Below are 15,062 nucleotides of genomic sequence, written 5' to 3'. Positions count from 1 at the left end.
ATCAATGCAGTACCAGTTTCGAAACCTGAAGAACAACGTTTGTCTTTTGCACAGGAAAGGCTTTGGTTCATAGAATCTTACGAGGGAAGCAGTAGTGTTTATAATGTTCCGATGGTGTTTAAATTGGGAGAACATGTTTCCATGGAACTTCTTCAGCAGGTTTTTGATCTTTTGATGCAGCGTCATGAAGTATTGCGAAGTATTATTCTTACCACAGAAGATGGAGTAGGATATCAGAAGGTAACCGACGAAAAGCTTAAGGTTCATTTCGGACGGGTAGAAACCAGAGCGGAACTTGATCAGGCTATAGATGAGGTGGCGAATAAAGTTTTCCATCTGGATCAGGAGCTTCCGATAAGTGCTTCTGTTTTCAGGATGAAGGAAAATGATTATTTATCTGTTGTTATTCACCATATTGCTTTTGATGGGTGGTCTACAGAGGTTTTCATCAATGAATTCAATACTATTTACCAAGCGCTTATCGAAGGGAAAAATCCTGAACTTCCGGTATTATCAATTCAATACAAAGACTTTGCATTATGGCAGAGAAACTACCTTTCTGGCGAAATACTTAAGGAACAGATTTCATATTGGAAAAACAGATTGGAAGGGTTCCAGACCCTGGATCTTCCTTTAGATTTTAAGAGACCAGCTCACGTTTCCTATACAGGAGCGACAACCTATTTTGACCTTCCAGAGCCGCTTGCAATGGGGTTACAGCATCTATCAAGAGATCTTGGAGTAAGTTTATACAGTGTGATGCTGAGTGGATATTACCTGATGCTATCCGCCTATTCGGGACAGGATGATATTGTCGTGGGAAGTCCCGTTGCGAACCGTCACCATGCCGACCTTGAAAATATTATAGGATTCTTTGTCAATACCTTTGCTTTAAGAGAAACAATAGATCCCGAACAGGACATAAAAGATTTCATTGTACAGGTTTCAGAGTCTATCACCAATGCCCAGTCTCATCAGGATCTTCCTTTTGAAAAACTGGTAGAGGAAATGGGGGTAGAGCAGGATAATTCCAGAAACCCGATTTTCCAGGTGATGTTTGGAATCCAAAGCTTTGAAGACAAAATTTTCCATAAAAATAACGATGCAGTCCTTCTTCCTTTTGACGGAAATATAGACTATAAATCTGCCAAATTTGATTTGACGATGATGATTGATGTTCACGGAGATAATATTCGTGGAATCTTCAATTATGCAGTCGCTCTTTTCAAAGACGAGACTATTATCCGAATGAAAGAGACGTATGTGCTTATTCTTAACCAACTGGTTGAAATAGGAAGTACGGCTTCAAATAATAAGACCATTAAGAACCTTCAGCTTCTGAATGATGAAAATTATCAAAAGGTTATAAAAGACTGGAATAATATAGAGTATGATTACCCTGAAGGGTATACCATTCACAGATTATTCGAAGATCAGGCAGCAAAAACTCCAAATGCTACGGCATTGGTCTACCAGAATATCAAATGGTCTTACCAGGAGCTGAATGAAAGAGCCAATCGTTTGGCCAATCATCTTATTGAGACCTATGATGTAAAACCTGATGAGCTGATTCCTATATGTTTAGAACGTTCGGAAAATATGCTTGTAGCCATTTTAGGTGTTTTAAAATCCGGAGCTGCCTATGTTCCGATGGATCCGCAGTATCCGGCAGACAGAATCCAGCATATTCTTCATGATACTCAGGCGAAAGTAGTTCTTACGGATGAAGTTTCGAAAAATAAAATTGAAGCAGAGGATGTACAGGTTATATCCTTAAATGATCCTGCATTTAAACCCGTTCTGGAAACAGCATTGTTTCATAACCCTGTTACAAAAGTTACCCCGGAGAATCTTTCGTATGTCATTTATACCAGTGGAACTACCGGTATGCCTAAAGGGGTCATGATTGAGCATCAGAATGTGGTGAATGTCGTTTCACAGATCAGAGATGCCTATGGTTTCAGTGAAGGAGAGAAGATAACAGCTTATACCTCATATGTTTTTGACGTATCAGTATCAGAGTTTTTTAATGCCCTGCTATATGGGAATGAGCTGCATATCCTTGATGAAACTCTTAAAAAAGATGCCGATGCCATAAGCCGTTACCTTTTAGACCACGACATTGCTTATGCTTATCTGCCGCCGGTAATGCTTTCGGTATTGCCGAAAACAAAATATCCTTCTCTGAGAGGAATGCTGTATGCCGGAGAACCATGTGATTATGAAACCGGGAAATACTGGTCAGAATATACTAATCTTTATAACCTTTACGGACCAACAGAAGCAACCATTTATGCAACTTACAAACAGGTAGAGCATGGTGATGTACATCTTATTGGACGTCCTGTCGGAAATACTGCAGCCTACATACTTGATGCGAATTACCGCCCCGTTCCTTTGGGTGCAATAGGAGAGCTTTATCTTGGCGGAAACGGAATTGCAAGAGGATATCTGAACAGACCGGATCTTACTTCCGAACGTTTTATTGTAAATCCTTTCCAGACTCCAGTACAGAAAATAAGAAGTAAAAATGAAAGAATTTACAAAGACCGGAGATTTGGTACGCCTTCATCCGGATGGAAATATTGAGTATATCGGCAGAAACGACTTCCAGGTAAAAATTCGTGGGTACAGAATTGAATTAGGCGAAATTGAAAACAAGCTGCAGGAATATGCAGGCATAAAGCAGGCCGTGGTTCTTGCCAAAGAAAATAAGGCAGGAATGAAGTTCCTTGTCGGATATTATGTATCTGATGAAGTTGCAGATGAAACTAAGCTTTCAGAGTTCTTATCGGAAACCTTACCGGAATATATGATTCCTGCAGTGTATGTGCACCTTGATGCCCTTCCGTTAACCATTAACGGGAAATTAGACAGAAGAGCCTTACCGGAACCAGAATTTACCAGCATCCAAAAATATACAGCTCCACAAACAGAGCTTCAGGAAAAGCTTTGCCATATTTATGGGGAAATATTAGGACTTGATGCTGAAGAGATCAGTATTCATGATGATTTCTTCCGTCTGGGAGGAAACAGTATCATGGCGATTAAGCTGATCAGTAAGATTAAAAACCAACTGGATCTCCGCATTCAGGTAACTACTGTATTTAATCATAAAACAATTGCTTCTCTTGCCTCTTTTCTGGAAACAGAATTCCAGGAAGAAAATATACATATAGAGCCTGTGATGGTTTCCTCACCTGAGGAGCAGCGTTTATCTTTTGCACAGGAAAGACTTTGGTTTATTGAAGCGTATGAAGGCGGTAGCAGTGCCTACAATATTCCAATGGTGCTTACTTTAAACTCAAATGTACAGCTGGAAGAGCTTCAAAAGGCTCTGGAAACAGTCATTATGCGTCATGAAGTCCTTCGTTCTGTAATCAAAACAACAGCAGGAGGAATAGGATATCAGGTGGTTACAGATGCTATGCCGGAATTCAAAATGGTAGAAGTTCACACAGAAAAAGAGCTGGAAACGGCTATTAATACTGCGGCTAATAAAGTATTCCGTTTAGAAGAAGAACTTCCTTTGGATATTACCCTGTTCAGACTGAGAAATCAACATTATTTATCCATAGTGGTTCATCATATCGCATTTGACGGATGGTCTGTGGATATTGTGTTAAAAGAAATTCAGACAGTATATGAAGCTTTAATTAACAAAACGGCTCACCAGCTTCCTGATCTTCCTGTTCAGTATAAGGACTTTGCCCTTTGGCAGAGAAATTACCTGAAAGGAGAGGTCCTGGATAAGCAGATTAATTACTGGAAGGGTATATTAGAAGACTTTGAATCCCTTAATTTACCGTTAGATTTCAAACGTCCGGCTCAGATTTCTTATGAAGGAGCTGCCATTTACTTTGATCTTTCTCCGGAAGTTGCCTCAGGATTGAGAGCGATTTCCAGAGATCTTGGAGTAAGTTTATACAGTGTAATGTTAGGTGGATACTACCTGATGCTTTCCGCTTATTCCGGACAGCATGATATTATTGTAGGAAGTCCGATTTCCAATCGCCACCATGCAGGACTTGAAGATATTGTCGGTTTCTTTGTTAACACATTGGCACTGAGAGGAAATGTTAATGCAAATCAGGATTTTAAAAATTTTATTCTTCAGGTATCCCAATCTGTAACAGAAGCGCAGTCTCATCAGGATCTTCCATTTGAGAAATTAGTAGAAGAACTTGGGGTAGAGCAGGATATGTCCCGTCATCCGGTGTTCCAGGTGATGTTTGGGGTTCAAAGTTTTGGAAGAGAGACCCAAAAAGATGCTCTATTCTCCCTTTTTGAAGGCGAAATAGATTATCAGGCGGCGAAGTTTGACCTGACCACGATGATTGATGATGGAGAAGAAAAGATAAGAGGAATGTTTAATTATGCTGTTTCTCTTTTCAGTAAGGACACGATTTTGAGGATGAAAGATACCTATGTTCTGCTTTTAGAGCAAATTGCAGCGATGGGTACCGAAAATACAGCGAAGGTTAAAATCAATGATTTCCAGTTCCTTAAAGCTGCAGAGTATAAAAAAAGTAACAGAAGACTGGAATAATACTGGTTCTGAATATCCTTCCGATAAAACCATTCATCAGCTGTTTGAAGATCAGGTAGTAAAAACTCCGGATCATATTGCTTTGGTATATCAGGATATTCAACTTTCCTACAAAGAATTAAACGAAAAGTCAAACCGGTTGGCTAATTTTCTGATCGGAAAATACAATATTCAACCGGACGAAATCATTCCTTTGTGCCTGGAACGTTCTGAAAATATGCTGATTGCTATTTTAGGAGTACTGAAGTCCGGAGGAGCTTATGTGCCGGTTGATCCATCATATCCGTCAGACAGAATAAGACATATTCTTAAGGATACCCAGGCCAGATTGGTGATAGGTCAAGAGAATACAATTGAAAAATTACAAGATCAAAATGTTGAACTTATTTCTCTGGATGAGGTTCAATATAAGGCACAGCTGGAAATACAAGATTCAGATAATCCTATTACCAGTACAAAACCTGAAAATCTAGCCTATGTGATCTATACCAGTGGAACAACAGGGCTTCCGAAAGGAGTAATGGTAGAACATCAGGGAGTATCAAATCTTGCCACTCAATTTGCTAAAACTCTTGGGTTGGTTTCTAAGGATGTAAAGAATTGTCTTTGGTATGCCAACTATGTTTTTGATGCGCATGTAGCCGAACTTTTTCCAGTCATTACTCATGGCCATAGTATTTATCTGTTGGATAAAGAAAAACAGACTGATATTGCAGCATTGCAAAATTATATCAGTGAAAATGATATACGAATTGCAAACATCCCTCCTGTATTGCTTACCAAGGACTATATTTTACCATTGGAAAAGCTTATGGTGGCGGGAGATGTAACCAATCCACAATTGATGGCCCTTTATCAGAAGGAAGGAGTGGATATTATTAATGCTTATGGACCTACGGAAGGAACGGTATGTGCCACTCTTCATTACTACAAACAAGACAACAATTCACTGAATATAGGCGGGCCTATTGGAAATATGACATCCTATGTTCTGGATGATACTTTACGTCCGGTTCCGGTGGGAGCAATAGGTGAGCTTTATATTGGAGGCGAAGGGATTACCAGAGGATATCTGAACCGTCCTGAGCTTACAGAAGAACGTTTTATAATCAACCCTTTCCAAAGTTTAAAAGAAAAGTCAGAAGGTAAAAACGGAAGATTATATAAAACAGGGGATTTGGTACGCTGGCTTACTAACGGAGAACTGGAGTACCTGGGCAGAAACGATTTCCAGGTGAAAATCCGTGGATACAGAATTGAATTAGGAGAAATTGAAAATACATTAGTACGTTATCCGGGAATCCGCCAGACAGCAGTTATTGCAAAAGAAAATAAAGCCGGATTGAAATATTTGGCCGGATATTATGTCTCTGATTCCGAAATAGAATCTCAGCATCTTTCAGAGTATGTTTCAGCATCTTTACCGGAATACATGGTTCCGGGGGTATTTGTTCATTTAAAGGCTTTACCGCTTACGATTAACGGAAAACTGGATAAAAAAACAGCTTCCTGAACCCGAATTTACAGGCAGTAAAGACTATATAGCTCCACAAACCGAACTTCAGACCAGCCTGTGCCAGATTTATGGCAGTGTATTGGGAATTGATGCAGAAACCATCAGTATTCATGATGATTTCTTCAGACTAGGAGGTGACAGTATTATCAGTATTCAGCTGGTAGGAAGAATCAGACAACAATTGGATGTAAAGATAAGTGTAAAAGAAGTCTTTACGTTCCGAACAGCAGCAGCGCTGTCTTTACTTATTGAAGAGAAAAAACAGAACGAACAAACACAAATTGAAACAGAACAAGGAATATTGCTAGGAGAAGTTTCCTTACTTCCTGTTCAAGAGTGGTTCTTTAGCCAGAAAGAACAGGGATATCTTGCAGACTTCAACCATTGGAATCAGGCTTTCCTTGTGAACGTTCCTGAACTGAATAAAGAATTACTGGAAGAATCTATCCAGTATTTGATAGAAAGACATGATGCATTCAGGCTAAAATTTGAAAAAAGTAATAATGGGTATATTCAGATGTATGGAAATACTCAGATTTTCCCTTCTCTTAAGCAGTTGGATGCTTCTGGTCTGAATAAGGAAGATCTATCAAAAAATCCTTACAGAATGGCAATCAGGTTTTGATATTGAGCAAGGTCCGTTATATCAGATTGGATATATTAATGGATATGAAGATGGCAGTGCCAGACTTTACTTTGCTTTTCATCACTTGATGATTGATGCAGTAAGCTGGAGGATTATTACAGAAGATATAAAGAATATTTATCAGTCTCTTAAAAAAAGGAGATAGAGAAAAAGTCATTTCTCATACGAAAGGAAGCAGCTACCGTCAGTGGGTGAATGCTGTAAAAAGCTATCGTTCTGAAGATCCGGAAGCCAGAATCCAAGAATTATTATACTGGAATACATCCGCAGAGACCACAGAAGCTCATAATAAAACGCTGGATCATCTCATAACAAAAGACTCCAACCATAGTAGTCTGATTTTAGATAAAGAAATAACAGAAACTTTACTCCGAAATACGCATCATGTTTATCAGACCCGGATCAACGATCTGTTACTTTCTGCTTTGTCCGTTTCTCTTTCGGAATTGACAGGAGAGGAATCTCATGCTGTCCTTTTAGAAAGCCATGGCCGTGAAGAAGTATTCCCGCAGCTCGATATTACGGAAACGGTAGGATGGTTTACCACGATGTTCCCTTTACTTTTGAAAACTGGAAAAGGGTTGACAGATACTATTGTTTTAACTAAAGAATCCCTAAGAAATGTTCCTCATAATGGAATTGGTTATGGAAGCTTGGTTGGATATACAGAGCGGGAGCTGCCAAAGATCAGTTTCAATTATTTAGGACAATTAGATCAGGAATCAGAAGAGAAAAGCTGGTTTATTGCTGCCGAAGATGCCGGATCGGGAACAGGAAAAAATAACCGTGACAGTCATTATATCAGTATGAACGGTGCTGTTGTGGACGGACAGTTACGTTTTGAAATTACAGGTTATCTGTCTGAAGAACAGCTTGAACTGTTTGCAGCGGACTTTAAAGCCAATATTGAAACTATCGTTGAAACCCTTTCTCAGGCAACCCAAAGTTATCTAACTCCTTCTGATGTAGATCATGTGGTAGATGTTGAACAGCTTACAGAGATCCAAAAGACAGCAGAAATAGAAGGCGTATATCTTGCCAACAGTTTACAGGAGGGATTTGTATATCACGCTTTGAATCAGGGAGAAACCGATGATGCCTACAGAGTACAGCTATTATGGGATTATAATGCTGTTCTTGATGTAGAAAGTCTTAAAAAAGCGTGGTGCCTTACTCAGGAAGCTTACCCCTCGTTAAGGTTGAGGTTCGACTGGAACGGAGAGATTGTTCAGGTTATTAATAAAAATGGAAATGTAGACTGGCGTTATCAGGATATCAGTGAGATAACTGAAGATGCTCAGGATACATTCATTAAAGATATTACAGCAAAAGACCGTTTGGAAGGGTATGACCTTTCCAAGGGAGACCTTTTCAGAGTATACCTGTTTAAACGTTCAAAAGAACAGTATACCTGTCTGTTCAGTAACCATCATGCTATTTTGGATGGATGGAGTATACCTGTTATCCTTAACAGCATTCATACTCACTATCTGAACCTTACGAAAGGGCAGAAGGTTTCTGTTACACAAGATCGTGCTTATACAGATACCCAGAAGTATCTTCGGGAACATAAAGAAACAGCCAGAGCATTCTGGAATACCTATATGAAGTCTTTGGAAGATCAGGAAGACTTAAGCGGATTAATTAAAGTTTCTCAAAGATCTATTGACTTAGGAACATACCGTCATATCCGGGATCATCAACAGGTAAAAATGACGATTGACGGAGATAAGTATAATTTGCTGAAAGACTTTACAAAGGCCCATGGATTAACCGTAAATGCTATATTACAATACCTGTGGCACCAGCAGTTGAGAATCTATGGCGGGTTAAGTACAACGGTTGTAGGAACAACGGTATCCGGAAGAAGTTTACCAGTTGATGGCATTGAGTCTTCTGCAGGGCTATACATCAATACTTTACCACTGATTGTTACCCATGAAGAAGGAAAAGTGATTGATCATATCAGAGAAATTCAGGACAGAATAAGTGATATCAATACCCATAGCGATATTAACCTGGCGGAACTTCATCATGATGGACGCAGAATTTTCAGCAGTTTATTTGTGTTTGAAAACTATCCTGTACCGGAAGGAGAAGATCAGAATGAACTTGGCTTTGTTTTCAGAGATGCTGTGGAAAAACTGGATTATCCATTAGGTGTTGTAGCTTTTGAAAGAGGAAACGAAGTTTCATTAACCCTAAATTATGAAGGCTTCCTGTTCGAAAAAGATACGATGAACCAACTGATCGAAGGAATGGAAACAATCCTTGATCAGATGATTGATCATCAGAATATAACATCAGACCAGCTTTCTCTTATCACGGAAAAAGAATATAAAAATCTTACAGAAGTCTGGAATGATAGCTGGAATGGTATTTCCATACAAAAGACTATTCATCAGTTATTTGAAGAACAGGTTTCAACAACTCCGGATCATACAGCGCTGATATATAAAGATATAGAACTTTCTTATCAGGAACTGAATGAGCGTGCTAATCGCTTAGCCAACTATCTGACAGCGAATTATAGCATTCAACCGGATGATCTGATTCCACTTTGCCTGGACCGCTCAGAACATATGCTTATTGCCATTCTTGCAGTAATGAAAGCAGGGGCAGCTTATGTACCGATAGATCCGTCATATCCTGCCGAAAGAATACAGCATATTCTAAAAGATACCAACCCTTTATTGGTTCTTGCTCAGGAAAGTACACAAGAAATTATAGCTCAAAATACAGATGGAGATTTAGATGTCTTATCTCTTGACAGCCTATCTTTCAGCAGTGTACTTGCAAGGATGAACACCAATAATCCCCCTACTGAAGCTACAGAGGACAATCTTGCTTATGTGATCTATACCAGTGGAACTACGGGACTTCCGAAAGGAGTAATGATTGAACATAAAGGAGTTGTGAATTTAATTCATGACCTTTATCCACGCTATGGTTTAAATAAAACGGATGTTATCCTTCAGTTTGCGAACTACGTTTTCGATGCTTCTGTAGAGCAGATGTTACTGGCTCTATTAAATGGAAATACACTGGTATTGATAGAAAGCCAAAAGCTTTTACTCAACGAAGAGGCTTTTGTAAAAACATTAACGGATCATAGGGTTTCTTACATACACCTTACTCCTTCAGTATTACAAAGTATTGATATTACTAAGGTAAAAAGCTTGCGTATACTGAACTCAGGTGGGGAAGCCTTACCTACAGATTTACATAACAGGTTAAAAGATGGGGCATTTAAGTTGGTTAATTCCTACGGCCCTACTGAAACTACGGTTACCTCCCTTGTTAATGCCAATAACAAGGTAAATAATATCGGAAAGGCAATTGCGAATACCAGTATTTATGTACTTGATTCTTACCATCGTCCGGTACCTGTAGGTGCCATTGGAGAACTTTATATTGGTGGTTCAGGAGTTGCCAGAGGTTATTTGAACCGTCCTGAACTCACTTTTGAACGCTTTCTGAAAAACCCTTTCCAAACAGAAGAGCAAAAAGAAAAAGGCGAAAATGGAAACATCTATAGAACCGGAGACCTTGTGCGTTATTTGCCTTCCGGAGAGCTGGAATATATTGGAAGAAATGACTTCCAGGTAAAAATCCGTGGTTATAGAATAGAGCTGGGTGAAATTGAAAACAGATTACAGGAATATCCTGAGGTAAGACAATCAGTTGTATTGGCTAAAGAAAATACACCAGGACTGAAATACCTTGTGGGATATTACGTTTCAGATTCTTCAATAGAGCCAGAACTTCTTACCTCATTCTTATCACTGACATTACCAGAGTATATGATACCGGTGGCATTTGTTCATCTTAACGCTCTGCCACTAACTATCAATGGAAAATTAGATCGTCGGGGTCTGCCTGAGCCTGAATTTACAGCATGTACAGATTATACTGCTCCTGAAAACGAATTACAGAAACAATTATGTGAAATTTACGCTCAGATTCTTGGTCTTGATGCTGCTAATATTGGTATTCATGATGATTTCTTCAGATTAGGAGGAAACAGTATCATGGCGATCAAGCTTATCAGCAAGATAAAGCAGGTACTTGATATCAGAGTAGAAGTAGCAGCCATTTTCAGTCATAAAACAATTGTTTCTTTATCGGAAGTACTAGCGGATGGAACTCAGCTGAAAGAGCAGATTACAATTACCCCTGTAAAAGTAAATGCTCCTGAGGAACAAAGATTATCATTTGCCCAGGAAAGGCTTTGGTTTATTGAAACCTATGAAGGCGGAAGCAGTGCTTACAATATTCCAATGACGGCAATTCTGGACGAGAAAACAAATATTTTAGTCTTGCAGAAAGCTTTTGAAGAAGTCATTAAGCGTCATGAAGTCCTTCGTTCAGTCATTAAAACAACAGAAGATGGAGTAGGCTACCAAATGGTTACCAATCAACTGCCTGAATGGAATGTGACGGAAGTAAGCACAAGGGCAGATTTAGATGAAGCCATCAACAGATGTGCAAATAAAGTCTTCCGACTTGATACAGAGATTCCTATTGAAATTAACATTTTCAGATTTGAAAACCGATATTATCTGTCAGCAGTCATTCACCATATTGCTTTTGACGGGTGGTCTACCGATATATTCCTGAAAGAAATTCAGACAATATACAAAGCTATTCTCAATAACGAAAATCCTGAGAAACTTCCTGAAGTACAGGTTCAATACAAAGATTATGCTTTATGGCAGCGCGATTATCTTTCTGGCCAACGTCTTGAAAAACAGATCAGCTATTGGAAAGGTAAACTGGAAGGTTTTCAGAATTTGGATCTTCCTACAGATTTCAGAAGACCTTCCCAGATTTCTTATGAAGGAGAAAACCTATATTTCAGTTTGGATGAAGAACAGAGTGAAAAACTGAGAGCTTTATCCAAAAAGCTTGGAATAAGCTTGTATTCTGTTATGCTGGGCGGGTATTATCTGATGCTTTCTGCGTATTCAGGACAAGATGATATTGTGGTAGGAAGTCCTATTGCCAATCGTCATCATGCAGGGCTTGAGGATATTATAGGATTCTTTGTCAATACATTGGCATTGAGAGAAACATTAGATCCCAAACAAAAACTTAAAGAGTTCCTTCTTCAGGTTTCAAAATCGGTGACTGATGCACAGTCTCATCAGGATCTGCCATTTGAAAAATTAGTAGAGGAACTTGGAGTAGAACAGGATACTTCAAGACACCCTGTTTTCCAGGTAATGTTTGGCCTTCAGAATTTTGGAAACGATTCTTCTTCTCAAAATAATCAGGACAGACTGTTGTATCCTTTTGATGGGGAAATAGACTATCAGGTGGCTAAATTTGATCTGACAACCATGATTGATGATGGAGAAGATCATATCAAAGGAATGTTCAACTATGCTAAAGCCATTTTCTCAAAAGAAACGGTAGGCAATATGATCCGTTCTTATGAGTTTTTACTGGAGCAGATAGCACAAGGTGATGATAAGAAGGAAATGACACTTTCCGAATTGAATTGGGTTCCTCTCGAGCAAAATAAGAAATTAACAGAAGAATGGAACGCCACCTATAAAGCATATTCATCAGAAATAACAATCCATCAGCTTTTTGAAGATCAGGTGAAAAAGACTCCTGCTCAAACAGCTTTGGTGTATCAGGATATCCGTTTCTCTTATCAGGAACTGAATGAAAAAGCCAATCAGCTGGCTCATTATCTGATTGAAAATTATGCACTTCAACCGGACGATCTGGTTCCTGTTTGCTTAGAACGATCTGAAAACACATTGATTGCTATTCTTGCCATCTTAAAATCCGGAGCAGCCTATGTTCCGATGGATCCTTCTTATCCTTCAGACAGAATACAGCATATTCTTCAGGATACTCAGGCAAAACTGGTAATCGGACAGGAAAGTACAGCAGAAAAACTGGAAAATGCATCTGTTGAAGTTCTTTCTTTAGATGGGGTAAGCCTTCAAGCACAACTTGAAATAATATCATCTGAAAATCCTGTTACCCAGGTAAATGCCAATCACCTTGCTTATGTGATCTACACCAGTGGAACCACGGGACTTCCAAAAGGAGTTATGATTGAACATTCGGGAGTGATAAACCTCATTGAATCAATGATAAAAGCTCACCGACTTCAAGAATATCAGGAAGTGGGATGTTACTCAAACTATGTATTTGATGCCTTTGTATATGAAGCATTGCCTGTACTATGCAATGGAAATACTTTGTGGTTGTACAGTAATGACCTCAGAACATCAATAGGAGAACTTAATGAGTATATCAAAGAAAATAATATTGAAGTTTCATTCATTCCGCCAGTTCTGTTAAGAGAAGTTGTAGAGAACGGAACGAATCTGAAACTCATATTTGCCGGAGGAGAAAGTTTCCCTACCCTGGATAAAAATGTTGATGATATTATTTTTGTGAACGAATATGGCCCTACAGAAGGAACCGTCTGTGCCACACTTCATTACTATAAAGAAGATAGAAATCCATTGAATATCGGTGGGCCAATTTCCAATACTTATGCATACGTTCTTGATGAGCAAAATCGCCTGGTGCCTGTAGGTGCTGTAGGTGAATTGTACATCGGGGGAGCGGGAATTGCAAGAGGCTATTTAAACCGTCCTGAACTTACCGAAGAACGTTTCATTTCAAATCCTTTCCAGGCTTCAGATCAGAAAGAAAGAGGAGAAAACGGACGTTTATACAGAACCGGAGACTTGGTACGTTGGTTACTAAACGGAGAACTGGAATATGTAGGAAGAAACGACTTCCAGGTGAAAATCCGTGGCTATCGTATTGAATTAGGAGAAATTGAAAATACACTGTTAGGATACTCTGAAATTCGTCAGGTTGCCGTATTGGCCAAAGAAAACAAGTCCGGATTGAAATATCTGGCTGCGTACTATGTTTCTGATGAGGTTATAGATTCAGAACTGCTTTCAGAATATTTATCAGCATCTCTTCCTGACTATATGGTTCCTAATGCTTTTGTGCATTTAACGGCCTTACCAGTAACCATCAACGGGAAGTTAGACCGAAAAGCTTTACCTGAGCCCGATTTTACTGGCAGTAAAGAATATACCGCTCCGAAGACAAGCCTTCAGAAGCAGCTTTGCCAGGTTTATGGGGAAGTGTTAGGATTGGATGCAGGCACTATCAGCATTCATGATGATTTCTTCAGATTGGGTGGAAACAGTATCATGGCCATTAAGCTGATCAGTAAGATTAAACAGGCTTTACAGATGCAGGTAGAAGTTTCCAAAATATTCAATCATAAAACTATTGCCTTATTATCCGCTGTTCTATCAGAAGACACCCATGGATACGAGCAGGTGATTATTACTCCTGTAGAAGTTAATTCCCCTGAAGAACAGAGCTTATCTTTTGCTCAGGAAAGACTTTGGTTTATTGAAAATTATGAAGGCGGAACCAGTGCTTATAATATTCCGATGGCCTTCCTTCTGGATAAAAATACAGACATTACAACCCTTTGCAAAGCATTGGATGCTATTGTGATGCGCCATGAAGTGCTTCGTTCAGTCATTCGCATAACCGATGAAGGAAAAGGCTGGCAATTGGTTATGGATGATATTCCTGCGATTCATCAGTATGAAGTGAAAACAATGCAGGAACTGGAAGAAAGAGTGAGCCATGCAGCCAATAAGATCTTCCGCTTAGAAGAAGAACTGCCCATAGAGATCAACATCTTCAAACTTGAAAAAAATCATTATTTATCCGTAGTGATTCACCATATCGCATTTGACGGATGGTCCACAGATATCTTCTTAAAAGAATTAATCAGTATTTATAATGCCATTAAGGAAGGACATCCACACGAATTACCAGCACTAAAGATCCAGTACAAGGATTTTGCACTATGGCAGCGTAATCATCTTACAGGAGAAAGACTTGAGCAGCAGATTGGTTACTGGAAAAACAAACTTAGCGGATTCCAGAACCTTGATCTGGCTACAGATTTCAAGAGACCGGCTCAGATCTCCTATGAAGGGGAAAATATCTATTTCAGCCTTGATGCAGAACAAACCCAAAAATTGAAAAATCTGTCAAAAGATCTTGGTGTAAGTTTATATAGCATTGTGCTGGGAGGGTATTATCTGATGCTTTCCGCCTATTCCGGACAGGATGATATTATTGTAGGAAGCCCAATTGCGAACCGTCATCATGCAGGACTTGAAGACATGATCGGGTTCTTTGTCAATACCCTGGCCCTTCGGGAAAATATTGATCCGAATCAGCAGGTAAAAGACTTTATTTTACAGGTAGCTCAGTCCGTAACGGAAGCACAGTCTTATCAGGATCTTCCTTTTGAAAAAACTGGTAGAAGAACT

General features: G+C 39.2%; 7 protein-coding genes (2 of these 7 running past the window's edge). All 7 read left to right on the top strand.

Annotated features, from left to right (window positions below; translation table 11 throughout):
• The first annotated feature begins 39 nt into the window (after positions 1-39).
• Positions 40-2,589, top strand: a complete 2,550-nt coding sequence (locus HX13_RS12060) for a non-ribosomal peptide synthetase (protein WP_410493130.1) — start codon at positions 40-42, stop codon at positions 2,587-2,589.
• A complete protein-coding gene (locus HX13_RS12055; RefSeq protein ID WP_050021265.1) occupies positions 2,531-4,549 on the top strand; it encodes a condensation domain-containing protein in 2,019 nt (672 codons plus the stop codon). The genes HX13_RS12060 and HX13_RS12055 overlap by 59 nt, the downstream gene beginning before the upstream one ends.
• Positions 4,491-6,062, top strand: coding sequence for a non-ribosomal peptide synthetase (locus HX13_RS12050; protein WP_050021264.1), 1,572 nt, complete (start codon positions 4,491-4,493; stop codon positions 6,060-6,062). The genes HX13_RS12055 and HX13_RS12050 overlap by 59 nt, the downstream gene beginning before the upstream one ends.
• Positions 6,043-6,690: a phosphopantetheine-binding protein gene (locus HX13_RS25605; RefSeq protein WP_316931308.1), complete on the top strand. Its 648-nt coding sequence runs from the start codon at positions 6,043-6,045 to the stop codon at positions 6,688-6,690. The genes HX13_RS12050 and HX13_RS25605 overlap by 20 nt, the downstream gene beginning before the upstream one ends.
• On the top strand, positions 6,641-6,856 hold the full coding sequence (locus HX13_RS26370; RefSeq protein ID WP_128572404.1) for a condensation domain-containing protein: 216 nt from the start codon (positions 6,641-6,643) through the stop codon (positions 6,854-6,856). The genes HX13_RS25605 and HX13_RS26370 overlap by 50 nt, the downstream gene beginning before the upstream one ends.
• Positions 6,825-15,062 carry the 5' portion of a non-ribosomal peptide synthetase gene (locus HX13_RS12040; RefSeq protein WP_316931307.1) on the top strand. Its footprint extends 69 nt past the window's final position, so only the first 8,238 of its 8,307 coding nucleotides appear in the window; the start codon lies at positions 6,825-6,827; its stop codon lies off the right edge, out of view. Before HX13_RS26370 ends, HX13_RS12040 begins: the two co-directional genes overlap by 32 nt.
• A protein-coding gene (locus HX13_RS12035; protein WP_050021261.1) for a non-ribosomal peptide synthetase crosses the window boundary here: on the top strand, positions 15,040-15,062 show its 5' end (the start). The gene runs 3,349 nt beyond the window's last position; 23 of the gene's 3,372 nt are visible here — the first part of the coding sequence; the start codon lies at positions 15,040-15,042; the stop codon falls past the right edge of the window. The genes HX13_RS12040 and HX13_RS12035 overlap by 92 nt, the downstream gene beginning before the upstream one ends.

Origin of the sequence: Chryseobacterium sp. P1-3, assembly GCF_000738495.1 — a bacterium.
GTDB lineage: Bacteria > Bacteroidota > Bacteroidia > Flavobacteriales > Weeksellaceae > Chryseobacterium > Chryseobacterium gallinarum.
This window is presented reverse-complemented; position numbering and strand designations above follow the sequence as displayed.